Genomic DNA, 24,783 nt, shown 5'->3' with positions numbered 1-24,783 from the left:
CCGGGATCGTGTGCGGCTCGATCATTGTCAGGCGCACGCGTAGGCTACGTCTATCAACCGATTCGGCAGAATTCTGTTCAGTCGGACTGAACGATTCAGATGATCGGGAAAGAAGGCGGATGCTCGACGTGCAACGGCTGCGGATGCTCGTGGAGCTGTCACGCCGGGGAACCCTGTCGGCCGTCGCCGACGCCCTCTCGTACAGCAAGGCGTCGGTCTCGCAGCAGCTGAGCGCGCTGGAGCGCGAGGTCGGCGTCCCGCTGCTGCGCAGGGTCGGCCGAGGGGTGCAGTTCACCCCTCAGGGCAACGTGCTGGTGGCGGAGGCCATCGGCATCCTCGACCAGCTGGAGCACGCCGAGGTGGCCGTCGCCGAGTCGCTGACCGAGGTCACCGGAACCGTGCACATCGCCGTGTTCCAGTCCACCGCGCACGCGCTGCTGCCCGGAGCCCTGGCCACGCTGCGCGAGCAGCATCCCGCCCTCCGCGTCGAGGTCACCGAGAGCGATCCCGAGACCGGACTCGTGGGCGTCTCGAGTCGCGACTTCGACCTGATCCTCGCCGAGCAGTACCCAGGGCGCACCCGACCGATCCACGCCGACCTCGACCGCCTCGTGCTCGTGCACGACCCGATCGCCTTGGCTCGCCAACCCGGCACCCCCGAGGGGGCCGATCCCGTCGCCGCGCTGTGGTCGACCAGAGACCAGCCCTGGGTGCTCGAACCCGCGGGCACCGCCTCGCGCGCCTGGGCCGAGCAGCTGTGCCGCACCGCGGGCTTCGAACCCGACGTGCGCTTCGAGGTCGCCGACCTCACGGCGCATGTGCGACTGATCCGCGCCGGACTCGCCGTCGGCCTGCTGCCGGGGCTCGTCTGGGCGGGCGAATCGCCGACGGTGTCGCTCACCCCGCTGCCCGACGAGCCGCGCCGCGAGATCTTCTCATCCACGCGCCGGGTGTCGGTGGCCGCGCCGTCGATCCGCGCGGTGCGGCGGGCCCTCGCCTCCACCGCCGAGCGCATCCTTCCCGCCTGAGGACCTCCGAGCCTTCGCTCGATCCCCCCTGAGCGCATCCGAGACACACAGCGTCATCCGGGAATATGCGTGAGCATGGACTTGTTGTGCCCGACGTACCGCGGACGAAGGAGTCCGTCCGACTCCTTCCGAAAGGCACTTCCGTGAGCACTCCTGTGATCGACCGCACCGCCCCCACCGAGCACCCCGTCCTCGACGTCCTCGCCGGGCGCTGGAGCCCCCGCGCCTACGACGCGCAGAACACGATCGACGACGCCAAGCTGAACGCCGCTCTCGAGGCCGCCCGCTGGTCGCCGTCGGCCTACAACATGCAGCCGTGGCGCTTCATCGTCGCCCGCCGCGGCACCGCGCTGTTCTCCCAGGTCGTCGACTCGCTCGTCGAGTTCAACCAGCTCTGGGCCTCGAACGCGTCGGCACTGATCGTGGCCATCGCCGAGACCGAGTCCGAAGACGGCACGGCCATCAGCCACGCCGTCTACGACCTGGGTCAGGCCGTCGCCCACTTCTCCGTGCAGGCGCACCACGAGGGACTCCTCGTGCACCAGATGAGCGGATTCGACCCCGAGGTCGTCCGCGAGTTCGCCGACCTCGACCCCCGCTTCACCGCGATCACCGTCATCGCGGTCGGCGAGCTGGGCGACGCCTCGGGCCTGCCCGAGGGCCTGCAGCAGGGCGAGACCGCCCCGCGCGTCCGTCGCCCGATCGCCGAGACCGTCATCCTCAGCGCCTGACACCCGCCTCAGCGCCCGGCACCCGCCACAGCGCCTGACACTCAGCTGCACCCGGAAGGGCGCCGTCCGACATCCGGACGGCGCCCTTCTTCTGTGCGCCCGCGCTCCCTCCTAGAATCGTGCGCATGGCTCTTCAGCGCAGGATCAAATCCGTCGAACGGTCGATGGCCGAGACGCACGACGAGAAACGGTCGCTGAAGCGCTCGCTCGGCGTCTGGGACCTGGCCGTCATGGGTGTGGCCGTGGCCGTCGGCGCGGGCATCTTCTCGGTCGGCGCCGAGGCCTCGGCGCGGCACGCCGGCCCCGCGGTGATCATCTCGTTCATCATCGCCGCGGCCGTCTGCGGCCTCGCGATCCTCTGCTACGCCGAGTTCGCCTCGTCGATCCCCGTCGCCGGATCCGCCTACACGTTCACGTACTCGACCCTCGGCGAGTTCCTCGCCTGGATCATCGGCTGGGACCTCATCCTCGAGATGCTCATGGCCTCGGCCGTGATCGCGAAGTACTGGGGCGTGTACCTGGGCGACGCGGTGTCGCTGTTCGATCTCGAGATCCCCATGACGCTGCAGCTCGGGCCGCTCTCCTTCGACTGGGGCCCGGTCTTCATCGTCGCGATCTTCACCCTGCTGCTCGCCCTGGGCACGCAGCTGTCCAGCCGGGTCAACAGCGTCTTCACGGTCATCAAGGTCGCGATCGTGCTGTTCGTCATCGTGGTCGGCATCTTCTTCGTCAAGGGTGCGAACTACTCCCCGTTCGTGCCGCCGGCGCAGTCGGGCGCCGCATCGGAGAGCGCGTGGACGCAGTCGCTGTTCTCGTTCCTGACCGGCTCCGACCCGACGATGTACGGCGTCTTCGGCATCCTCAGCGGTGCAGCACTGGTCTTCTTCGCGTTCATCGGCTTCGACGTCGTCGCCACCAGCGCCGAGGAGACCAAGGACCCCAAGCGCACCGTGCCGCGCGGCATCATCCTCGGACTCATCATCGTGACCGTGCTCTACGTGGCGGTCGCGATCGTGATCACCGGCATGGTCTCGTACACCGAGCTCGCGAAGCTCGACGAGCCGTCGCTCGCGAGCGCGTTCGAGCTGGTCGGCGCCACGTGGGCTGCCCAGGTCATCGCCATCGGCAGCCTGGTCGGCCTGACCACGGTCGTCATGGTGCTGCTCATGGGACTCGCCCGCGTCGTCTTCGCGATGAGCCGTGACGGCCTGCTGCCTCGTGCGCTGAGCGTCACCGACGCCAAGCGCGGCACCCCCATCCGCATCCAGCTGATCGTCGGCGTCGTGATCGCGATCATCGCGGGCTTCTTCGACGTGCAGGTGCTCGGCGACATGATCAACATCGGCACCCTGTCGGCGTTCGTTCTCGTGAGCATCGGCGTGCCGATCCTGCGCAAGACCCGCCCCGACCTCGAGCGCCCGTTCACGGTGCCGCTGTCGCCGTGGCTGCCCTGGATCTCGGCCCTGGCCTGCTTCTGGCTGATGCTCAACCTCAGCACCGAGACCTGGGTGCGCTTCGCGATCTGGCTCGCGATCGGCATGATCATCTACTTCGCCTACTCGCGCCGTCACTCGCTGATCGGGCGCGAGCTCGAGGGCGATGCGCTCGGCGGCATCCGCAGCGAGCGGCTGAAGTAGCGCAGCCCGCCCTTCGTCTCGTCGCTCCGCCCGGTCCCTGAGCGAGCGGAGCGAGACGAAGGGCGCTCAGGAACCGCGGAGCGAGACGAAGGGCGCTCAGGAGCCGGAAGGCCCCCGCCCGACGCCCCGCCCTACTCGTCGAGAGGTTCGGGGGAGGTCGAGGTCAGCACGAGCCCCGAGCCGTCGACGGCCACGTCCACGCGCACCGTGTCGCCGTCGTGCACGCCGCCGGCGAGCAGCGCCGTCGCCAGCTTGTTCTGCACCTCGGTCTGGATCAGACGACGCAGCGGCCGCGCGCCGAACATCGGGTCGTACCCGCGCTCGGCGAGCCACGATCGGGCGTCGGGGGTGACCGCGAGCGTGAGCCGCCGATCGCGCAGCCGGTCGTGCAGCTGATCGACCGAGAGCTCGACGATCTGCGCGAGGTCGTCCTGGCTGAGCGCCGAGAACATGACGATGTCGTCGAGCCGGTTCAGGAACTCCGGGCGGAACGCCTGGTGCACGAGGGTCATCACCTGCTCCCGCTTATCGTCGGGCGACAGAGTCGGGTCGATGAGGATCGGCGACCCGAGGTTCGAGGTGAGGATCAGGATGACGTTCGTGAAGTCGACCGTGCGCCCCTGTCCGTCGGTCAGCCGACCGTCGTCGAGCACCTGCAGCAGCACGTCGAACACCTCGGGATGCGCCTTCTCGACCTCGTCGAGCAGCACCACGCTGTAGGGGCGGCGGCGCACCGCCTCGGTGAGCTGGCCGCCCTGCTCGTAGCCGACGTAGCCGGGAGGGGCGCCGACGAGGCGGGACACCGAATGCTTCTCGCCGTATTCCGACATGTCGATGCGCACCATGGCGCGCTCGTCGTCGAACAGGAAGTCGGCGAGCGCCTTCGCGAGTTCGGTCTTGCCGACGCCGGTCGGCCCGAGGAACAGGAACGATCCGGTCGGCCGACCGGGGTCGCTGATGCCGGCCCGTGACCGCCGCACGGCGTCGGACACCGCCCTGACCGCATCCTTCTGCCCGATCAGACGGCGTCCGAGCTCGGACTCGAGGTGCAGCAGACGCTCGCTCTCGCCCTGCAGAAGGCGCCCCACCGGGATGCCGGTCCACGCCGCGATCACGGCGGCGATGTCCTCGTCGGTGACCTGCTCGTTGACCATCCGTCCCTCGGTCGAGACGGCGGCCTCGGCCTGCTCGGCTTCGGCGATCTCCTGCTCGAGGCGCTTGATCGTCTCGTATTCGAGCTTCGACGCACGGGTGTAGTCGGCCTCGCGCATCGCCAGGTCGCGCTGCGTGATCGCGTCGTCGAGCTTCTTCTTCAGATCGCCGACCCGATTGAGTCCCTGGCGCTCACGCGCCCACCGCTCCTCGAGGTCGGCGAGCTGCGCCTCCATGCCCACGAGCTGCCCGCGGAGCGCGGCGAGGCGCTCCTTCGAGGCGGCGTCCTTCTCGCGCTTGAGGGCGAGCTCCTCGAGCTTCATCCGGTCGACCTGGCGCTTGAGCTGGTCGATCTCGACCGGCGAGGAGTCGATCTCCATCTTGAGCCGCGACATCGATTCGTCGACGAGGTCGATCGCCTTGTCGGGCAGCTGGCGCGCGGGAAGGTAGCGGTTCGACAGTGCGGCCGCGGCGACGAGGGCGCTGTCCGAGATCGTGACACCGTGGTGCGCCTCGTATCGACCCTTGAGGCCGCGGAGGATCGCGATCGTGTCCTCGACCGTCGGCTCGCCCACGTAGACCTGCTGGAAGCGGCGCTCGAGAGCGGCATCCTTCTCGATGAACTCGCGATACTCGTTCAGCGTGGTCGCACCGATCAGCCGCAGCTCGCCGCGGGCGAGCATCGGCTTGAGCATGTTCGACGCCGCGACCGACCCCTCGCCTCCGCCCGCGCCCATGAGCACGTGCAGCTCGTCGATGAACGTGATGATCTGCCCGTCGGACTCGGTGATCTCCTTGAGCACGCTCTTCAGGCGCTCCTCGAACTGCCCGCGGTACATGGCACCGGCCACGAGAGCGGAGATGTCGAGGGAGACCAGGTCCTTGCCCTTGAGCGACTCGGCGACATCGCCCGCGACGATGCGCTGGGCGAGCCCTTCGACGACGGCCGTCTTGCCGACGCCCGGCTCACCGATCAGCACCGGGTTGTTCTTGGTGCGGCGGGTGAGCACCTGGCTGACCCGGCGGATCTCCCCGTCGCGCCCGATCACCGGGTCGAGCTTTCCCTGACGGGCGCGCTCGGTGAGATTGATCCCGAACTGCTCGAGGGCGGACTGCTGGTCGTCGTTCTGTGCGCTCTGTGGGCCTGGCATGCGCTCCTCCTGGGAGACTCCTTCTCGTCACGGCTGATCGACCACTACGACGGGTCGAAGTCCTCAAAGTTGAGTGGACGTGACTCAAGTTTATCGCACTGCGCGCACCGCGTCCAGGATCCCTCCGGCGACCTCGCGCTTGGTACCGGCGACGGATGCCACGACCTCGCCGCCGTCCCCGACGAGCTCGACCGCGTTGTCGGGCTGCTCGAACCCCTGCTCCGCGTTCACGAGATTGACGGCGAGCAGATCGACGCCCTTGCGCGCACGCTTGCGGCGAGCGCGTTCCCGGCGTTCGTGCGCGTCCGGAGAGGTCTCGGCCGCGAACGCGACGATCGTCTGGCCACCCGGCGCCGCACCCTCCGACCGCAGGGCCGCGAGCGCCGCGACGACGTCCTCGTTCTCGACGAGCTCGAGATGGGTCAACGCGCCCTGCTCCTTGGTCAGCTTCTGATCCGCGACCGAGGCGGGGCGGTAGTCGGCGACGGCCGCGGCCATGATGACGATGTCGGCCTCGCGCGCGGCATCTTTCATCGCCGTGGCGAGTTCGGCGGCCGTCGCGACCGGCACCATCCGGACCGCCGGATGCCGCGCAGCGGCCAGCACGTCATCCGAGATGTTCGCGGCGACGAGCGTGACGTCGGCACCGCGGGAGGCCGCCTCCGCCGCCAGCGCCACCCCCTGCCTGCCGCTGGACCGGTTGCCCAGGTACCGCACCGGATCGATGGGCTCCCTGGTCCCGCCCGCCGAGACCACGATGCGCACACCGTCGAGGTCGTGCGGGCCGAGCAGCGCGACCGCCGCCTCGAAGATCTCCTCCGGCTCCGCCATGCGCCCGGGGCCGCTGTCGCCGCCGGCGAGCTCACCGTCGGCCGGTCCGACGAGATGGATCCCGCGGCTCCGCAGCGTGGCGATGTTCGCCCGGGTGGCCGCGTTCCGCCACATCTCGGCGTGCATGGCCGGCGCGAGCAGCACCGGTGCCTCGGTGGCGAGCAGCGTCGTGCCGAGAAGGTCGTCGGCGATGCCGGCGGTGATCTTGGCGATCGAGTTCGCGGTCGCCGGTGCGACGATCACCAGGTCGGCCCCCTGCCCGAGGGCGACGTGCCGCACGCGCGCGACGTCGTCGTGGACGCTCGTCGTGACCGGATGCCGGCTCAGCGCCTCCCAGGTCGGCGTGCCGACGAAACGCAGCGCATCCTCGGTCGGCACGACGGTCACGTCATGCCCCGCCTTGGTCAGCAGCCGCACCAGGTGCACTGTCTTGTATGCGGCGATGCCACCCGTAACCCCGACGACGATGTTCACGCTTCGATTCTGCCGCAGCATCCGCCCCACGGGGCTCGGGTCCGCACACCGCTCGTAGACTGGGCACCGTGTGCACCGTCGTGATCGATGTCGCCGACTCCGTGACGGCCCGACTGCTCGCGGTGCGTGACGAGGATCCGCAGCGCGAATGGGATGCTCCGGGCGAATGGTGGCCGGATGCCTACCCCGGCGTCTCCGGCATCCGCGATCGCCGCGCCGGCGGCGCGTGGCTCGCCACCGACCCTGCGGCCGGTCGACTGGCGGTGCTGCTGAATCGCGCCGACGTCGTCGACCTCGCAGAAGACGTCGCGGTGTCGCGCGGTTCGCTGGTGCTGGAGTCCGTCTCCGGGCGATCCCCGGTCGCTCCGCTGCCGATGCACGGGTTCAACCTGCTCGAAGTGGCCCCGGAGGGCGCACGAGTCATGAGCTGGGACGGCGTCGAGCTGCGCGAGACGCCGATCCGCCACGGCGTGCACATGATCGCGCACGACGACCTCGATGATCCGGGCACCCCGCGCATCGCCGCCTGGCTGCCGGAGTTCCGCGCGCAGGGGGCCACGGACGACGCGGCGGATTGGGCCGCCGACTGGACGTCGCTGCTCGCCTCATCGGCCGGACTCGACCCGGAGGACGACCGAGCGATCATCCGCGACAACCGTCCGCACGGGTACCCCACCCAGTCGCTGCTGTACTGCCTGGCCACGGTGGCCCCGGATCGCGTCGAGCTCGACTACCGCGCACTGCCTCGACCAGGGCACTGGACGCACTGACAAGACGATGACGGGCGGCCACACGGTCACGCGGCGGAGGATTCCGTCTCGTCGGCGCATGAGAAGCGCGCGCGATAGGCGGTCGGAGTGGTGCCGAGCACTCGTGAGAAGTTCTGCCTCAGCACCGCCGCGGATCCGAACCCGCATTCCTCCGCGATCCGGTCGAGCGAGAGGGTGCTGCGCTCGAGCATCCGCTGCGCGTGCAGCACCCGCTGGCGTCCGAGCCAGGCGGCCGGAGTCGCTCCGTACTCGGCCTTGAACCGGCGGGCGAACGTGCGCGGCGACATCAGGGCGCGGGCCGCCAGTCTCTCGATGCCCAGGTCGTCGCGCAGGTGCTCGACCGCCCAGTCGGCGACGGCGGCGAGCGAGTCGCTCGGCACGACGGGGATGGGTCGATCGATGAACTGCGCCTGCCCGCCGTCGCGCTGCGGCGGCACCACCATGCGGCGGGCGATGCGGTTGGTCAGCTCCGCGCCGAGCTCCTGACGCAGCAGGTGCAGGCAGGCGTCGATGCCCGCGGCGGTTCCCGCGCTCGTGATGATCCGCTCGTCCTGCACGAACAGCACGTCCGGGTCGACGTCGACGAGGGGATACATGTCGGCCATGACGTCCGCGTACATCCAGTGCGTCGTCGCGCGGCGTCCGTCGAGCACACCCGCGGCTCCGAGGATGAAAGAGCCGCTGCAGATCGTCAGCACCCAGGCTCCCCGCGCGACCGCGTCTCGGGCGACCTCGATCAGCAGCGGATCGATCCGCCCCCAGTACTCGCGTGGCACCGGACACAGGATCACGAGGTCGGCCTCGTACGCGAAGGAGAGATCGTGCTCGACGTTGAGAGAGAAGCCCATCTTCGACGCCACCGCACCGGGACGAGGCGCGACCACGCGGAAGTCGAAGTTCGGGACGCCGTCGTTCGAGCGATCGAGACCGAACGCCTCGCAGGCCAGACCGAACTCGAAGGGCGCGAAGCCGTCTTGGACGACACAGGCGACGGTCTTCATCATGGCGATCTCCCCCGGTTGGCAGGTTTCCTACGCCCGCAGTCTATTCTGCCACTAGTGGCAGATCAAGACTGAACGTAGCTTTTCTGCCATGTTCCTTCTTCTCGCTCTTCTCGCCCTCGTACTCTGGGCCGTCATCGCCACGGTCGTGGAACTGCGGCGCGACGGATACCGGCAGACCCCCACCGACTGGTCGCGCGTCGGGGAACCCCGCGCTCACGACCGCGCGGAATCGGGACATATCTACCGCTGACTCTCGCCACGCGGGTCACCCCCGGCTACGCTCGCACCATGAGCGAGCCTCACCAGCCACCCGCCCAGCCGCACGGCGCTCCCCCGCAGTTCCCCACCGCAGCACCGCAGCCGCCTTCGGCAGGATCGGCATCCGCACCCGCACCCGCATCCGCACCCGCACCCGCACCCGGCGGATCGCTCGGGCGCGTGGCCTTCGTCATCGCGCTGGTGGCGATGGGCATCGGGCTTGTCGTCACGCTGTCCTTCCCCGTCGCAGTCCGCCTGTTCCCCGGTCCGTCGGCGATCGGGGTGTTCGGCGCGATCGGCAACCTCTTCGTGCTGGTGGCGGCGGTCGTCGCGCTGATCCTCGGGCTGATGTCGGTGCGCCGACCGAGGCAGCAGATCCTCGCGGGCATCGCCATCGGCATCAGCGCATCGGCGATCGCCGGCATCGTCATCTCGTGGGTGTCCAACCTCGTCATCGCCCTGACCTACTCCTGACCTACTCCTGACGTACGCCTGACCGGAGACAGAACATGAGCGAACCCCGCCCCCACGACGCGGCTCCGCAGATCCCCCCGCCGCAGGGACACACCCCTCCACCGGCACCCCAGCCCGGCCCGCCGTACGCACAGCCGGGTCAGCCGTACGCACAGCCGGGTCAGCCGTACGCACAGCCGGGTCAGCCGTACGCACAGCCGGGCCAGCCGTACGCGCCGCAAGATCAGCCGCACGCGCAACGCGGCCAGCCGTACGCACAGCCCGGCCAGCCGTACCGCACGTCCGCGGCGTCCGGAACTCCCTACGGAGCGTCGTCGGGGGCCGCCGGCAATCCCCTCGGGCGCCTCGCGTTCGTCGTGACCGTGGTCTCGGTCGCGGTGGGACTCGTCTGGCAGCTGCTGCTGCCGATGCTGTACGCGAGCGTCGGCTTCGGGGTGATGGGCGCGTTGCAGAGCGTGCCGAGCTTCCTGGTGCTCGTGGGAGCGGCCATTGGTCTCGTGCTCGGCATCACCGCGCTGCGACGACCGGCTCCGCACCTCCTCGCCGCGATCGCCGTCGGGATCGGGGCGAACACGGTCATCGGCACGGTGGTCTCGTTCGTCGCGAGCCTGTTCTACAGCCTCGGATTCTGACCGACGCCGCTCAGCGCGCGAGAACCCGCTCGTAGATCTCGGCCATCGCGGCGGTGCGCGACGACTGTCGGAACGCCTCGGAGACCTCGCGCATCGGCACGGGTGCGGTGCCGGCGGAGATGTCGGACACCGCCCGGCGCAGGGCGTCGACGAGTCCGGCCCTGCGCTGGTCCTCGGTACCCGACGCACCGGCGACCGCCCAGAGCCCGCCACCGAGCTCGGCCGCGATGTCGGGGTCGCTGATCACCGAGGGTGTGCCGAGGGTCGCGGCCTCGAACGGCGTCATCCCCTGGGTCTCGAACCCGATCGAGGTCTGCACCAGCGCGTCCGCCGCCGCGATGCGCGCCAGCGTCTCGGGGTAGCTGAGCTTTCCCGCGAACCGCACCCCGCGCACACCCGACACGATCCTCTCGGCCGCCGCGCGCTGCGCGCCGCCGCCGATGATCTCGAGCTCTGCATCGACCCCGGACTCGACGAAGGCGTGCAGGAACGGCAGCAGGCGCTTCTCGGGGCTCATCCTCCCCAGCCAGACCAGACGCGGGCGTCCGGGTTCGCGCTGCGACGGAGCGGCCGCGAGCGTCGCGTCGCGGACTTCGTCGTCGATGCCGTTCCAGACGACATCGACGGGACCGAACACGTCGTGCTCCTCGAGGCGTCGGGCGAAGTGCGTCGACGGCGCCGTGACCGCCGAGGCGCCGCGCGCGATGCCCCGGAGGAACGCCCACCCATCGCTGTCGCCGGCGGCGCTCTGGAAGCCGGCGCTGTCAGGGACGGTGCTGGATCCGTCGGAAGCGATGCCGGCGACGTCGCGCAGTGCCCGACGACGCCACAGGTTCAGCACCGCGAGCACGGGTCGATGCAGCGGTGTCACGGCCGCGATGCCGACATCCACGCGATTGTGCATGGTGTGCACGACCGGAATCCCATGCCGCGCCGCGTACCGGTGTCCGATGAACGCGCCCCAGAAATCCGCCTGGACGTGCACCAGGTCGACCGGAGGTCGCCGTGTCATCGCCCGATCGAGGATGCGGTCGGTACGGCGCCCCGGCCAGCTCATCGAGTACTCGCGGTCGGTCGTGATCGGCACCGACGGAAGATCGATGTTCGCGGGGTCGGCGCTGCTCCGCGCGCGCGGACCGTGCATCCTCGGCGCGACGACGGTCACCGTGTGACCCGCGCGCTCGAGGTACCGTCGCTGCAGCCGCATCGACACCTGGGCCCCGCCGAGGGAGTCGAGATGCTGATCGCCGACGAAGACGATGTGCATGGCGCGCCCGATCACTCGGGCAGGGGCTCGTCGCGGTAGAGCGCTTCGAACGTGTCGAGCGTGCGATTGATGTCGTGGATGACGACGCCGTCGAGCGAGGCCTGCTGCATCCGCTGGTACTCCGTCACGTCTGCGGTCAGCACGTCCGTCAGTCGCGCCGCGAGGGCGTCGGAGTCGCCGGGCTCGAAGAGGTAGCCGTTCTCGCCGTCGTGCACCAGATGCGGCAGTGCCACGGCATCCGCGGCGACGATCGGCAACGCCGAGGCCATGGCCTCCATCGTCGCGATCGACTGCAGCTCGGCGATCGAGGCGATCGTGAACACCGAGGCTCGTGACAGCAGCGCGCGCAGCTCCTCGTCGCTCGTGCGCCCGTGGAATGTCACCCGGTCGGCGAGGCCGAGCTGCACGGTCAGGTTCTCAAGCTGCTTGCGCTGGTCTCCGCCGCCGACGATATCGAAGGTCGCGTCCAGCGCAGGGTCGAGCTTGGTGATCGCCTCGAGGATGACCTCGACCTGCTTCTCGGCGGTCAGACGGCCGACGAAGATGATCCGGTTCTTGTCGCGGGGCCCGATCACGGGCGTGTACTGCGCGCGGTCGATGCCGCAGCTCACCGGGATCACGTTCTCGACAGCGACGGTCCGCTCGAGAAAGTCGGCGGCGCGCCGGGTCGGCGTGGTGATCGCGCGCGTCAGGGCGAAGGTGCGCTTCGCGTCGCCCCATGCCCAGCGCAGCACGAGGTCGTCGACCCACTTCGGCATGGTGGTGTGGTCGAGGATGTTCTCGGCCATCACGTGGTTCGTCGCGATCACGGGGATGCCGCGTTCGTGCGCGATGCGCGCGAGACCACGGCCGATCACGATGTGCGACTGGATGTGCACGACATCCGGCTGCACGCTGTCCATGATCCTGCGGGCGTAGTGCTTCACGCGCCAGGGCCAGACGAAGCGCAACCAGTCGTGCGGAGCCCAGCGCACCGACGGCAGCCGGTGCAGCGTCATCGGCTCGCCCTCGATCACCTCGGTGCGTGCGGGCGTGCGACGGTACACGAGGTTGGGGGCGACGACGTGGACGTCCTCACCGCGCTGCACGAGACCGGCAGCAAGACGCTCGGCGAATCGTGCGGCGCCGTTGATGTCGGGGGCGAAGGTGTCGCACCCGATCAGGATGCGCAGCGGCCGCGACCCTGACGCGGACACGGCGTCGGGGGTGGCGTCGGGGGAACCCGTCGGATCGGAGGGAGAGGAAGACATTCTGCCTTACGGTACGGCGGCCAGGGAGCCCCTGAGGGCGCTCGCCACTCTACCGGAGGGGCCTGATCGGACCGTCGAGGCGTACCGGCATCCCTCAGCCTCACCCTCTAGCGTGGCATCATGCGACTGACTGCCGATGCCGACCCCCGGCTGTGGATCCCCGTGACCGATTCGCTCGGATGGAAGGGCCGGCGGCACCGCAAGGCCGCGATCCGGATGCTGCTCGGGCAGGCGAACGCGGCACTCGGGGTGACCGAACGCCCCGGCTCGCGTCTCGGTGCCTGGGCGATGAGCCAAGCCGCTCCGCTGCTGATGCGTCGCGCGGCCGGCCGGGTGCTGGTGTGGACGTGGAAGGCCGACCCCGAGCTCGTCGTCGCGATGGCGACGGTGCAGACGCTGACGCCGGAGGTGCGCATCGCTCGCGCGTCGATGCCGATGGACTACGACGACACGGTCTCGTTCTCGAGCCGGTGGCTGGGGGCGGGCGAGAAGCTCGTGGTGCCGATGCCGCCGTCGCCGGCCACTCCTCCATTCGTGACGTACACATGGGACACGGGGACGCACCTCGTGACGCTGACGGCGGTGTGCAGCGACCGCGAGCGCTTCGGAACTCTCGACGGCGCTCTCGATGAGCTGGCGGGCAGCATCCGCGTGGCCGATGAGCTGACCGGGGGCGAGTCGCCCGAGGTCCTGCGGCTCGGGCCGGCCTGAACGTGCTCGATCCCCTCGGAGCGTGAACGCGCCCGGTCCCTGTCGGCGGCACTCAGACCCGTAGCAGGGCACCGCGAACACGCGCCTTGCTCGGCAGACTGAGTCGTGGGGTGCGCCAGCGTTGTGCGGGATCCCACCATGCAGGTCCCCGCACCTGCGGGCGACCGTCTTCCATGCGGATCTCCCAGCCCGAGGCACCGAGACTTCGGTGATGCCACCAGCACAACGGCACACCGTTGTCTGTATGCGTGGGCCCACCCCGGGCATGCTCGATCACGTGATGGATCTCGCACCATGACGCCGGAACGTGGCATCCCGGAATCAGACACTCCCTGTCGCGGGCGACGATCGCCCGTCGTTGATGCACCGTGAACACGCGATCCGTGGTCGTGAGGCCGATGATCCGCCCCTCATCCATCAGCACGCGTTGGATCGCTCCGGTGCAGCCGGCCTGCGCGGCAATGGAAATCGGGACGTGGGCGCCGGATCCCTGGATCGTCGCCCACCCGCCGTTGTCGGCCGGTGCCGACGCAGTGTCCCCGAACGTGGCGCCTTCGCCATGACCAGCGTGCGAGGCGAGGTCTTTCGCATCGACGGTGACGACCAGAACCGGCGACGACCCGCCGAGGGTGGGCATGTCATTGTGGCGGGCAGCGATCGCGATGACCATCGCCACCGCGTCCTGGCGTTTCTGCGCCGCAGTGCGACCATCGATCACGCACCGCGGATCCGAATTGAACGGATCCTCGCCGTCTGCGTCTGTGTCTGCGTCGGCGTCTGCGTCTGCGTCTGCGTCCGCGTCTGCGTCTGCGCGAGAGTCCGCGTCCGCCCCGGCGTCGTCACCGGCGTCCGCGGCAGAGCCGTCGCTGGGCGCGAAGTGCACGCCGGGCATCGGAGGCCCGTCGCCTTTGGGGTTCAGGATCGCATCCATGATGAGCTGGAACTGCGCCGCCACGTCCGGGGTCAGATACCCGCGAATCGCGTGCACGCCGTCATGCAACCGACCGATCGTGATTCCGCGACGACGACAGGCCTCCTCGTCTTTCGGTTCTTCCCCATCGGGATCGAACATCGACGCGAGGTCCTCCGCGAGCGCCTTCAGATCCTGCGCCGTCGGCGACGGACCAGGCTCATCCGCACCCGAGTCGTCATCGTCGGCGTCGATCTCGAGACCGTGCCCGCGGGCGCACCCCGCCAACGCGACATCCGCCGCCAGTCGCTGATCGATCGTGAGCCGATCCCACACTTTCTCGATCGGCCCCGTCGCCGCAAGGAACCCGGCCACCCCGACCACCCCGTCGAGCAACGCGAGCCGCATCTCCGACCAGCGCGCAGGCATCCTCTCCCCTGCCAGACTCTCCGGACGCCGCACCAGATCGACGGCCCTGTCGACCCGGCTGGCGCCCCGCACATCGACCAGGAGCGTCCGCTGCAGCAACTCGTTGAGCCCCCGACAGCCCGCCGAATGCGGAAAGTCCCCCAGATGGGCCGTTGCGACGGTCTCGACGATCACCGCCTCGGCCCGCCGGAACACCGCCCCCGCACCCTGCAGAACAGCCACTCGCTGCGCGTCGGTCAGACCCGCGAGCGCATCATCGGACAGCACCGCATCGAGGTCGGCGATGACCCGATCCAGAAGCTCCGTCGTGCTGTCCATACCCGCAAGTCAACCCGGAACCACCGACATTCGAGGCCCGAGAACCCTCTTATTTACCCCAGATCAGATGCGTATTCCAGTCTCCCGGAATGGCGCGCCACAGGCCCTGCGGCGGTCCCCGCGACCCAGCCGGGACCCAGCACCCGAGACCCAGAGCCCAGGACTCGGTGCCCAGCCCGCAGGCCCAGCGCCCAGCCCCAGTACTCAATCCAGCCCTCCAGCCCCCAGCCCGCAGGCCCCACGACCCAGCACCCAGCACCCAGCACCCAGCACTCAGGACTCAGGACTCAGGACTCAGGACTCAGGACTCAGGACTCAGGACTCAGGACTCAGTCCAGCCCGCGCTCCGCGAGCCACTGCTTCGCGACGAGCACGGGCGCACGCACGAGCCACGCATCCGCGATGATCTCGGCGAGCCGATCCTTCTCGACGGTGTCGAGCTGCACGAGCAGCCCCGGGTACCCGTCGAAATGCGGGATGGAGAACAGCCCGTCCGGTTCGGCGGCGAGCAGCGCGGCCTTCTCCTCGAGGCTCGCCACTCGCACCCCGAGCACCGGGCCCTCGGGCCACTCGAGTCCGAGGTCGGCGAGCTGGCGCAGATCGACCTTGCTGGGACCGCGGATCCACGCGATCTGCCCGCTCGGCAGACGCCACGACGGCTCTCCCGTGTGACCGCCGACGCGTTCGGTCACCCCCGGGAGCGCGAGCGCGATCTCGCGTACATCCTCGAGGGTGACCATTCGCCTATCGTCCTCCCGCACAGCGGCGACCACAATGGCCCGCGTCGACAGCCCGCGAGGCGGCAGAGCGCAGACTCAGCGCACGATACGCAGGGTGCGCACCTCGAACGGACGCAGGCGCAGTTCACCGCCGACCCGCGCGTCGTCGAGCGCGTCTTCGATCAGCGACACCTCGCGGATCTCCCGGTGGTCGAACTCGGCCGTGATCGACCCGATCGCACGACGACCGAGCGCCTCGTACAGCCGCACGATCACGTCGCCCGACCCGTCGTCCGCGAGCTTCACGCCCGAGACGACGATGCCCTCGCCGAGCACGGAGACGAGCGGGTCGACTTCGCGCGCACCACGCACGATCGCCGCCGGGCTGTTCATCGTGATGCCCTCGGCGGTCGCGATCGCGGCGTCCGCTCCGATCACGAAGCCGACCGCGATCTCGTGCGGGCCGTGGTCGGTGTCGGGGTCGGGGAAGCGCGGTGCGCGGAGCAGCGAGAGGCGCACGGTGGTCGCCACCGCGTCATCGGACACCTCACGGGAGGTGTCGTAGCCGTAGATCGAGTCGTTCACGAGGGCGACGCCGAAGTCCTGCTCGCGCACCAGCACGAATCGGTGCATCGAGGTCTCGAACTTCGCCGCCTCCCAGCTGGTGTTCGTGTGCGTGACCCGCGACTGGTACCCGAACTGCGTCTCAGCCTCGGTGTGCGTGGCCTGGATGTCGAGCGGGAACGCGAGCTTGAGCAGCTTCTCGGTCTCGTGCCAGTCGATCACGTTGCGCAGCTCCACCGTGCGCGAGGCTGGAGCGAGAGTGATCGTCTGCTCGACGGTCGACTCCGAGAAGGCTCGCGTGACGACGACCGTGGCGACGCCGTCGATGACGGATGCCGTGATCGACGCGACCCCGCTGAGATCCTCGACGCTGTTGCGGTAGTACTTGTCGATGTCCCACGCGTCCCACATGTTCGGGAAGTCCTGGTGCAGCTGGAACAGGTTCGCCGCGCGCCCCTCCGCCACGACCTCGCGGCCCGACGCCCTGTCCACGGCCGACACGATGAGTCCCTCGGCGGAGATGAGCACGGAGACCAGGTCGTTCTCGAGACGCCAGCCGTCGCTCTCCTCGGCGAGCGCGACATCCGGCTCGGCGCGCGCCTCGAGGAACGCGGCGCCGAGGGCCCGGCCCTCTCCGACCGAACTCGGCACGAACCGCAGCTCGCGGTCTCCGTCGCCGGCGAGCGAGCGACGGGCGGATCCGGCGAGCGTCTGCGCCTCGTCGATCACCCGGGACAGCACCTCGGACGCCTCACGATGCACCCACGCGATGGACGTGCCGGGAAGGATGTCATGGAACTCGTGCAGCAGCACGGTCTCCCACAGGCGGTCGATCTGCGCGGTCGGGTACTCGGCACCGGTGCGCACGGCATCCGTCGCCGCCCACAGCTCGGCCTCGACCAGCGCCTGCTCGGCCCAGCGATGCAGGGCCTTGGTGGCGTGCTGGCTGGTCAGGGTTCCGCGATGCAGCTCGAGGTACAGCTCTCCGACCCAGACCGCGGGGTTCGGGATCTCGGCACGCGCGGCCTCGAAGAAGACGTCGGGATGCTCCCACACGACCTGCGCACTGCCCTCGAGGTTCTGCAGGCGCTGCGCCTTTCCGGTCATCTCACGCGTCGTCCCCCCGCCGCCGTCGCCCCAGCCGACCGGCGCGATCGACCGCGACGACACCCGGTTCTCCTTGAACTGGCGAGAGGCCTTGGCGACCTCCATGCCGCTCAGCTGCGAGTTGTACGTGTCCATCGACGGGAAGTGCGTGAACACCTGCGAGCCGTCGATGCCCTCCCAGAGGAAGCTGTGGTGGGGGAAGACGTTCTGCTGGTTCCAGGAGATCTTCTGCGTGAAGAACCATTCGAATCCGGCACGACGCATCAGCTGCGGCAGTGCGGGCGAGTAGCCGAAGCTGTCGGGGAGCCACACGCCCTTCGAGCGGATGCCGAACTCGCGCTCGAAGAAGCGCTGACCGTACGAGAACTGCCGCACCAGAGACTCCCCCGAGGGCATCACCGTGTCGGATTCGACCCACATGCCGCCCAGCGGCAGGAAACGCCCCTCGGCCACGGCGGCCTTGACGCGCGCGTACACCTCGGGCCGGTGCTCCTTGAGCCACGCGTACTGCTGCGCGCTGGACATGCCGTAGAGGAAGTCCGGCTGCTCCTCGATGAGGGTGGTCATCGACGAGGTCGTGCGTGCGACCTTGCGGATCGTCTCGCGCACCGGCCACAGCCATGCCGAGTCGATGTGCGCGTGCCCGACGGCGGAGATGCGGTGCGCGCTCGCCTCGGCCGGCGCGGCCAGCGCGGGCGCGAGACGGGCCCTGGCATCGGATGCGGTCTCGGCGATGCGCTGCAGATCCAGCACGTCGAGCGCGTCATCCATCGCCTGGAGGATGCGCATGCGGCGGGGCGACGTCGCCGGCAGCTCGGCCTGCAGCTCGAACAGCACCTCGAGGTCGAGGGACAGCTCGAACACCTCGGTCTCGAAGACGGCGAGGTCGAGGCGCCGCAGCCGGTACAGGGGCTCCGGCGAGGAGGTGCGGATGTCGCCCTCCTGCGTCGGCAGGAAGGGGTGGTAGTCGAGGAGCACGGGGTTCGCGGCCGCCTCCAGGTACAGCTCGACGGGCTCGTCGCCCTGCGCCGTCTGCGCGATGGGGATCCACTGGTTCCGCGGGTTGATGCTCTTCACCGGCGACCCGTCTGGGCGGTAGGCGAGCGCCTCGCACTGGAAACCCGGCATGTTGATGTCGAACCCGAGGTCGATCACGGCCTCGACCCGGCGACCGGCCCAGTCGGAGGGCACCCGCCCGGAGAGCCGGAACCAGGTGGTCGACCAGGCCGGTCCCCACATGCTCGGAACCGACGTCCCGGCGAACTCGAGCGCGAGCCCCTCGGCGGGGCTGATCGGCTCACCGGGCAGCTCGACGCTCTCGACCGTCAGGGGCACGGATGCGGAGTGGATGGCCGGGCGGATGCGCTCTGCGAGGACGCGCGAGACGCGACCGACGGTGAGCGAGGTGTCGTCATGCATGGTGGGTGTTCTCCGGGCTCGACGGTGAGTGGGGGCTCGATGCGCGCCCGATCAGGGGCGGCTGCCGTCCATGCTATCCGATTTACTAAAGCGATCTAGTGCTGATCGCCCCGGACATCCGTCATCGCCTTCCTGGGGGCTAAACCGATCAAGTAGTGTGAGGCGCATGGCTCTGGGCAAACGCGTCACGATCGCCGACATCGCGCGCATGGCGGGGGTCTCTCCCGGCGCCGTGTCGTTCGCGCTGAACGGACGGCCCGGAGTGAGCGACGAGACGCGCCAGCGCATCCTCTCGATCGTCGAGGAGAATCACTGGCAGCCGAGCTCGGCCGCCAGGGCGCTCGTGGGCGCGAGGGCGAACACGGTCGGCTTCGCCCTGGCCCGCCCGGCCCGCTCGCTCGGGTCCGAGGCGTTCTTCACCGACCTGATCGCCGGCATCGAATCCCGCCTGTCGCAGAGCAAGGTCAGCCTGCAGCTGCGCCTCGTCGGCGACATCGGCGAGGAGATGGAGGTGCATCGCCAGTGGCGGTCGTCGAACCAGGTCGACGGCATCATCCTCATCGACCCTCGCGACGACGATCCGCGCAGCGACAGGATCGCCGCCCTCGACGCGCGCGCGGTGCTGATCGGCTCGAAGCCGTCTCCCGAGGGAGCCGTGCCCAGCGTCTGGATCGCGGACGACGAGGTGGCCGACACACTGTTCTCGTACCTCGCCGCCCTCGGGCACACCCGGATCACGTATGTCGCCGGCCCCGCCGACCTCGAGCACACCCGACTGCGCGCCGAGGTCCTCGAGCGGATGTCCGCCGATGGCATCACCGGAGAGGTGATCACCACCGACTTCTCGCCGACGCGCGCCTCGGCCGTCACCCGTACCCTGCTCTCCGGGCGGCAGCGTCCGACCGCGATCGTCTACGACAACGATGTGATGGCGGTCGCGGGGCTCCGGGTGGCGCAGGAGATGGGGCGGGTCGTTCCGCGGGACGTCTCGCTGGCGTCTTTCGACGACTCGGTCATCGCCGGGCTGATCAACCCCTCCATCACGGCGATGACCCGCGACACCTTCGAGCTCGGCGAACAGGCCGCCACCCTGCTGCTGCAGCAGATCGAGGCGGACACGACGCTGCCCAGCACGCAGGGACCGACCCCGACCCTCAGCGCCCGCGAGAGCACCGCCCCGCCGGCCACGGCCTGAGCTCGACGCGCTCCGCGCGCGAGGGATCCGCGACAGCGCGATCCGCGATCCGCGATCCGCGATCCGCGTCAGTCGACGACCGTGTTGACCGAGCCGTAGGGGTCGACGGCATCGCCCGACAGATCGGGGCGGATGAGGGTGCGGATGCCGCGCGACGCGAGTGCCGCGGGATCGAGGGCTGCCAGCGAGGTGACGAAGGCGGGATCGACGCCGCGCACGCAGGCATCCACCCACGCCTGGAAGACGGCGCCGCCGGGGCTGAGCGCCGCGCGACTGACAGGCACCTCGTGCGGGTCGACCTCGACCACGATCGCCGTGTCGCGCACGGGTGCCGCGGCACGCGCCCGGAGCTCAGGGATCAGCTCGGCGAATCGGCGCCCGATGGGCTTGGCCGCGCCACTCTGGTCGATCAGGCCGAGGGAGTACTCCAGCTCGGGGAAGTCCGCCAGCTCCCGGCTCACATCGTGCGAGCACCACCAGGTCACGCCCCAGAGGTTCTCGGTACGCACCGCGGAACGCAGCGTGGCCTCGAGGAACCCCGGCATCTCGCTCTCGTCGAGGCAGTTCGAGGGAGCGCCGACCTCCTGCAGCCAGACCGGCCGCTGCCGATCGGTGGCGAAGGCGCGGGACAGCTCGATCAGGTACTCGGCGTGACGATCGGAGGCGACGGATCGACCGCCGTAGCGCTGGGCGGTGCCGTTGAAGATCCAGGAGTGGATCGTCGTCATCTCCCCCAGCCGCGAGGCGTGCGCCGGGGTGAAGCCGTGCCCGTCCATGTACCAGACCGCGTCATACTCGCTGTGCACGTGCCCGGCACCCGGCGCAGCATCCTCGGCGGCGGCGAGCAGCGCTGCGATCCAGGCGCCGGCCTCGTCGGTCGTGACCGGCCACGGCGAGGGATGCGTGTGCGCGGAGAACTGGTTGACCTCGTTGCCGAGTGTCAGCCCGAGGAAGTTCGGAGCATCGCGCAGCGCGCCGGCGAGAGTCCGCACGAGGGAGACCTGCCCGTCGAGCGCGGTCGGATCGGTGAACATGTTGCGGTCGTGCCACGTGTACAGCCACGACGGCACGAAGTCGAAGCTCGACAGGTGGCCCTGGATCACGTCGACGCTCGCGTCCAGGCCGAACTCCGCGGCGATGTCGACCATCGCGCGCACATCGTCGACGGCCTTCTCACGGATCAGGGTGCGGTTGGGCTGCAGAACCGTCCACAGCGGGAAGACGCGGACGTGGTCGAGTCCGAGTTCCGCCAGGGCGGCGAAGTCGCGACGCACGTCGTCGGGGGTGAAGTCGAGCCAGGAATGCATCCAGTCCTTCGACGGCGTGTAATTCGCCCCGAATCTCAGGGGAGCATCGAGAGCGCGGCGCTGCGTCATGTGTCCGGACCTTTCCGACGGAGCCCTCCGACGAGGACATGTCGCACCACTATAACGCTTGAGCAACATACCGGCACGAGGTTCTCCGCGCCGCCGGTGTTCGTCGGAGCCACCGCCTTGACAGGGCGGTCATCCGGTGGTTTCATCTGCTAAAGCGCTGCAGTCCGTGACCTCGGACCTGCGGCCATCGCCCGCCTCGAGGAAGAAGCACGATGAAAGTTCCCGCACGCATTGTCGCTCTGGCAACATTCACGATCGGCGCCATGGCTCTCGCCGGCTGCACCGGAGGAGGTGCCCCCACCGGCGCCTCCGGTCCCATCGACACGTCCGGCGAGCTGAGCGGGACGATCCAGTTCCAGACCTGGTCGCTGAAGAACGAGAAGTTCACGCCCTACTTCGAGGACCTCATCGACGCGTTCGAGAAGGAGCACCCCGATGTCACGGTCGAGTGGCTCGACCAGCCGGGCGACGGCTACCAGGAGAAGATCCTCAGCCAGGCGAACGCCGACACTCTTCCCGACGTGCTCAACCTGCCGCCGGACATCGCATATCCGCTCGTCGCCGCCGGCAAGCTGGTCGACCTGGAGACGGCCGACCCCGAGCTGAAATCCTCCTACAACGCCGGCGCCTGGGAGGCCTACAGCCAGTACCCCGGGATGGAGGGCACCTACGGCCTGCCGTGGTACCTGTCCAGCGACGCGTCGTGGTGGAACCTCGCCCAGCTCGCGCCCTTCGGCGTGACCGAGGCGAACCTGCCCACCACGGTCGATGAACTCCTCACCCTCGCCGAGAAGGTCGCCGACGAGTCCGGCGGCAAGGTGCAGCTGCTGTCGTCGATCCCCGCTCTCGACACCTTCACCTCCGCAGGCATGGAGGTCATCGACGATGACGGCGAGTTCGACTTCAACACCGACGAGGCCGCCGCGATCATCCAGAAGTTCGCCGACGCGTACGCGGCAGGCGCGATGCCCGCCGAAGCCCTCACCGGCGACTACGGCGGAAACGCCGAGGCGTACATCCAGGAGAAGGTCGCCTTCACCACCGGAGGCACCGGCTTCACCACCGACCTCGCGAAGGACGCTCCGGCGCTGCTGGAGAACACCGTCGCCACCCAGCGCCTCGGCATCGCGCCGCTGTACGTGCAGGGATTGAACGTGTCGGCCGACTCCGACAACAAGGAGGCCGCCCTCGCGTTCGCCGAGTTCGCGACCAGCGAGGAGAACCAGATCGCGTTCTCGTCGCTCGCCGTCGGCACCGCCCCCGGCACCTCCGCCGGCGGCGACGACGTGGTCGCGAACATCTCGTCATCGATCACCGACGAGAAGCAGCTCGCCGCGATCGACACGGTGTTCGCCGCGATGCAGGACGCCAAGGCGATCCCGTTCCAGTGGACCTCCGACATGGCCACCTACATGACGCAGCAGATCGCCCTCGCGGTCAACGGCGAGGCCGACCCGAAGGACCAGCTCGACAAGATCGTCGAGTACGCCAACGCGAACCGGGTGGATCAGTAAGCCATGAGCGCGGACACCGCCATCCGGACCCGTCGGACGAGCATGCGATCGCACAGGTGGTTCACCCCCTGGCTCCTCCTCGGCCCCGCCGTCGTCTGGGTGCTGGTGTTCGCGCTCTGGCCGTTCCTCAACACCGTCTTCCTGAGCTTCACCGATGCCAAGCCCCTGCGCGCCCCCGCGTTCGTCGGCGGGGCGAACTACGAGCGGATGTTCGCCGACGAGATGTTCTGGAACGCGCTCACCACGTGCATCATCTACGTGGTGGTGTGCGTGCCGCTGCTCACGATCCTCCCGCTGCTGCTGGCCATGCTCGTGCAGAAGAAGCTGCCGGGCATCGCGTTCTTCCGCACCACGTTCTACTTCCCCGTCATCGCCTCCGTCGTCGTGGTGGCGCTGATCTGGACGTGGCTGTTCGACAGCCGCGGGATCATCAACCAGACGCTGGAGTTCCTCGGCGTCATCGACCGTCCGATGGCCTTCCTGGTGGACCGGTGGCTGCTGCTCGGCTGCGCGATCCTGCTGACCGTCTGGAAGGGACTCGGCTACTACATGGTCGTGTACCTCGCCGCCCTCGGGAACGTCGGCAAGGAGCTGCACGAGGCCGCCATGCTCGACGGCGCGGGCGCGTTCCGCCGCTTCCTCTCGGTGACGATCCCCTCGGTGCGCGGCGCGATGCTCCTCATCGCGGTGCTCATCGCGGTATCGGCCATGAGGGTCTTCGCCGAGCTCGACGTGCTCTCCAAGGGCACCGGCGGCCCCGGCGGGTACGACCTGTCGCTGGTGATGCTGATCCGCCAGGTCGGATCCGGACTCAACGGCAACATCGGCTACGCCTCCGCGATCAGCGTCGCCCTCTTCCTGCTCACCCTGCTTCCGATGGCCGCGATCGCGTTCATGAACCGCGAGAAGAAGGCGAAGGTCTCCGCATGAGCACGCTCACCCCTCCCCGCCTCGACCCCGAGCGGCGCCCCGACGATCGGACGCCACCCGCCACCCGTGAGCGCATCTTCCGCCGTCGCGGCTCCGGCGACTTCAGCACCCCGACGCTCGGCGGGCTGATCGGGCGCTACGCCCTGCTGCTGCTGGTGCTGGTGCTGGTCATCGGCCCGTTCGTCTGGCAGCTCTCGACCTCGTTCAAGGGACCCCAGGAGAACATCTACTCCTTTCCCCCTGACCTGATCCCGCGCGATCCGACCCTGCAGAACTACCTCACGGTCGCCGACGTCGTGCCCGTGTACCTCTACGCATGGCACTCGCTGCTGGTGTCGATCGGCACCGTCGTGAGCAACGTCGTGCTCGCCACGTTCGCCGGCTACGCCCTCGGATGCATGAAGTTCCGCGGCAAGTGGATCGTCATGGCCATCCTGCTCTCCACCCTGCTGTTCCCCGGCGAGGTCACCGTCACGAGCAACTTCCTCACGATCAGGGCGCTCGGCCTCGCCGACACCCTGTGGGGCGTCTTCCTGCCCGGCGCGATCGGCGCGATGAACGTCCTGCTCATCGCGACCGCCTGTCGGATGATCCCCAAGGACGTGCTGGATGCCGCGACCGTCGACGGCGCCACGACCTGGCAGCGCATCCGTCACATCGTGTGGCCGAACATCCGCGGCATGGTCTCGGTCGTCGCGATCTTCGCCTTCATCGGTGCCTGGGACGACTACCTCTGGCCGCTGATCGTGCTCTCCGACCCGTCGAAGTACACGCTGACGGTCGGCATGGCGTACCTCAACAGCAGCTTCTCGGTCGATCCGCGCCTGATCGCCGCCGGCACCATGATCGCGCTCGTGCCGATCATCATCATGTTCTCGTTCACGCAGCGCTTCTTCTTCCGTGGCGTGCAGGAGGGCGCGGTGAAGGGGTGA

The 24,783-nt window shown here is 69.2% G+C and carries 21 protein-coding genes; 12 read left to right on the top strand and 9 right to left on the bottom strand.

The annotated features are described in order from the left end of the window. Positions 1–119: 119 nt before the first annotated feature. From ASD43_RS06405 to ASD43_RS06395, 3 genes are all read left to right on the top strand, one after another. On the top strand, positions 120–1,028 hold the full coding sequence (locus ASD43_RS06405; RefSeq protein ID WP_056415000.1) for a LysR substrate-binding domain-containing protein: 909 nt from the start codon (positions 120–122) through the stop codon (positions 1,026–1,028). Positions 1,029–1,171: 143 nt separating this feature from the next. Next, the gene (locus tag ASD43_RS06400) at positions 1,172–1,759 is read left to right on the top strand and encodes a nitroreductase family protein (protein ID WP_056414997.1); all 588 of its coding nucleotides are present in this window, start codon (positions 1,172–1,174) and stop codon (positions 1,757–1,759) included. 125 nt (positions 1,760–1,884) lie between these two features. Next, the gene (locus ASD43_RS06395) at positions 1,885–3,396 is read left to right on the top strand and encodes an amino acid permease (protein WP_056414995.1); all 1,512 of its coding nucleotides are present in this window, start codon (positions 1,885–1,887) and stop codon (positions 3,394–3,396) included. 131 nt (positions 3,397–3,527) lie between these two features. On the opposite strand, the gene ASD43_RS06390 is transcribed toward ASD43_RS06395, so the two are convergent. Beyond that, positions 3,528–5,699 (bottom strand): ATP-dependent Clp protease ATP-binding subunit, encoded by a 2,172-nt coding sequence (locus ASD43_RS06390; RefSeq protein WP_082539295.1) that lies wholly within the window; start codon positions 5,697–5,699, stop codon positions 3,528–3,530. 90 nt (positions 5,700–5,789) lie between these two features. Further along, positions 5,790–7,004, bottom strand: a complete 1,215-nt coding sequence (coaBC, locus tag ASD43_RS06385; RefSeq protein ID WP_056419256.1) for a bifunctional phosphopantothenoylcysteine decarboxylase/phosphopantothenate--cysteine ligase CoaBC — start codon at positions 7,002–7,004, stop codon at positions 5,790–5,792. Between the two features lie 68 nt (positions 7,005–7,072). Between coaBC and ASD43_RS06380 the strand changes: the two genes are divergently transcribed. Continuing rightward, complete coding sequence (locus ASD43_RS06380) at positions 7,073–7,774, top strand: NRDE family protein (RefSeq protein WP_056414990.1); 702 nt, start codon at positions 7,073–7,075, stop codon at positions 7,772–7,774. A gap of 26 nt (positions 7,775–7,800) precedes the next feature. On the opposite strand, the gene ASD43_RS06375 is transcribed toward ASD43_RS06380, so the two are convergent. Then, positions 7,801–8,778 carry a GlxA family transcriptional regulator gene (locus tag ASD43_RS06375; RefSeq protein WP_056414987.1) on the bottom strand — a complete coding sequence of 326 codons (978 nt, stop codon included), beginning with the start codon at positions 8,776–8,778 and terminating at the stop codon, positions 7,801–7,803. A gap of 88 nt (positions 8,779–8,866) precedes the next feature. Here ASD43_RS06375 and ASD43_RS17400 point away from each other — a divergent pair, with 88 nt between their 5' ends. Genes ASD43_RS17400 through ASD43_RS06365 form a run of 3 tightly spaced genes read left to right on the top strand, consistent with a single transcriptional unit; the run spans position 8,867 to position 10,142 of the window. Next, positions 8,867–9,028, top strand: a complete 162-nt coding sequence (locus ASD43_RS17400) for a hypothetical protein (RefSeq protein WP_188042285.1) — start codon at positions 8,867–8,869, stop codon at positions 9,026–9,028. Between the two features lie 38 nt (positions 9,029–9,066). Continuing rightward, positions 9,067–9,510, top strand: a complete 444-nt coding sequence (locus ASD43_RS06370; RefSeq protein WP_157550857.1) for a hypothetical protein — start codon at positions 9,067–9,069, stop codon at positions 9,508–9,510. Positions 9,511–9,545: 35 nt separating this feature from the next. Further along, positions 9,546–10,142, top strand: coding sequence for a hypothetical protein (locus tag ASD43_RS06365; RefSeq protein WP_056414982.1), 597 nt, complete (start codon positions 9,546–9,548; stop codon positions 10,140–10,142). Between the two features lie 10 nt (positions 10,143–10,152). On the opposite strand, the gene ASD43_RS06360 is transcribed toward ASD43_RS06365, so the two are convergent. Together ASD43_RS06360 and ASD43_RS06355 are read right to left on the bottom strand one after the other, a co-directional pair. After that, positions 10,153–11,409 (bottom strand): glycosyltransferase, encoded by a 1,257-nt coding sequence (locus ASD43_RS06360; protein WP_056419251.1) that lies wholly within the window; start codon positions 11,407–11,409, stop codon positions 10,153–10,155. Positions 11,410–11,420: 11 nt separating this feature from the next. Further along, positions 11,421–12,659 carry a glycosyltransferase gene (locus ASD43_RS06355; protein ID WP_056414979.1) on the bottom strand — a complete coding sequence of 413 codons (1,239 nt, stop codon included), beginning with the start codon at positions 12,657–12,659 and terminating at the stop codon, positions 11,421–11,423. A gap of 120 nt (positions 12,660–12,779) precedes the next feature. Between ASD43_RS06355 and ASD43_RS06350 the strand changes: the two genes are divergently transcribed. Beyond that, positions 12,780–13,370: a hypothetical protein gene (locus ASD43_RS06350; RefSeq protein ID WP_056414976.1), complete on the top strand. Its 591-nt coding sequence runs from the start codon at positions 12,780–12,782 to the stop codon at positions 13,368–13,370. A gap of 52 nt (positions 13,371–13,422) precedes the next feature. Here ASD43_RS06350 and ASD43_RS06345 read toward each other — a convergent pair whose 3' ends face one another. The 3 genes from ASD43_RS06345 to ASD43_RS06335 form a co-directional block, all read right to left on the bottom strand. After that, positions 13,423–15,027 carry an HNH endonuclease signature motif containing protein gene (locus tag ASD43_RS06345; protein WP_056414973.1) on the bottom strand — a complete coding sequence of 535 codons (1,605 nt, stop codon included), beginning with the start codon at positions 15,025–15,027 and terminating at the stop codon, positions 13,423–13,425. 329 nt (positions 15,028–15,356) lie between these two features. Next, positions 15,357–15,767 carry an MmcQ/YjbR family DNA-binding protein gene (locus ASD43_RS06340; protein WP_056414970.1) on the bottom strand — a complete coding sequence of 137 codons (411 nt, stop codon included), beginning with the start codon at positions 15,765–15,767 and terminating at the stop codon, positions 15,357–15,359. 75 nt (positions 15,768–15,842) lie between these two features. After that, positions 15,843–18,836: an alpha-mannosidase gene (locus ASD43_RS06335; RefSeq protein ID WP_056414967.1), complete on the bottom strand. Its 2,994-nt coding sequence runs from the start codon at positions 18,834–18,836 to the stop codon at positions 15,843–15,845. A gap of 166 nt (positions 18,837–19,002) precedes the next feature. Between ASD43_RS06335 and ASD43_RS06330 the strand changes: the two genes are divergently transcribed. Beyond that, positions 19,003–20,031: a LacI family DNA-binding transcriptional regulator gene (locus ASD43_RS06330; protein WP_056414962.1), complete on the top strand. Its 1,029-nt coding sequence runs from the start codon at positions 19,003–19,005 to the stop codon at positions 20,029–20,031. A gap of 68 nt (positions 20,032–20,099) precedes the next feature. Here the strand turns inward: ASD43_RS06330 and ASD43_RS06325 are convergent, their stop codons facing one another. Beyond that, positions 20,100–21,407, bottom strand: coding sequence for a glycoside hydrolase 5 family protein (locus tag ASD43_RS06325; RefSeq protein WP_056414958.1), 1,308 nt, complete (start codon positions 21,405–21,407; stop codon positions 20,100–20,102). A gap of 212 nt (positions 21,408–21,619) precedes the next feature. Between ASD43_RS06325 and ASD43_RS06320 the strand changes: the two genes are divergently transcribed. The 3 genes from ASD43_RS06320 to ASD43_RS06310 are packed head-to-tail and all read left to right on the top strand — an operon-like array spanning position 21,620 to position 24,783. Further along, complete coding sequence (locus ASD43_RS06320; RefSeq protein WP_082539294.1) at positions 21,620–22,921, top strand: ABC transporter substrate-binding protein; 1,302 nt, start codon at positions 21,620–21,622, stop codon at positions 22,919–22,921. A gap of 42 nt (positions 22,922–22,963) precedes the next feature. Next, positions 22,964–23,851, top strand: coding sequence for a carbohydrate ABC transporter permease (locus ASD43_RS06315; RefSeq protein WP_056419250.1), 888 nt, complete (start codon positions 22,964–22,966; stop codon positions 23,849–23,851). Then, a complete protein-coding gene (locus ASD43_RS06310; protein WP_082539292.1) occupies positions 23,848–24,783 on the top strand; it encodes a carbohydrate ABC transporter permease in 936 nt (311 codons plus the stop codon). Before ASD43_RS06315 ends, ASD43_RS06310 begins: the two co-directional genes overlap by 4 nt.

Origin of the sequence: Microbacterium sp. Root553, from assembly GCF_001426995.1 — a bacterium.
In the GTDB taxonomy this organism is placed as follows: Bacteria; Actinomycetota; Actinomycetes; order Actinomycetales; family Microbacteriaceae; genus Microbacterium.
Note: the sequence above shows the minus strand (reverse complement) of the source record. Positions and strands in the feature narration are given on the sequence as shown.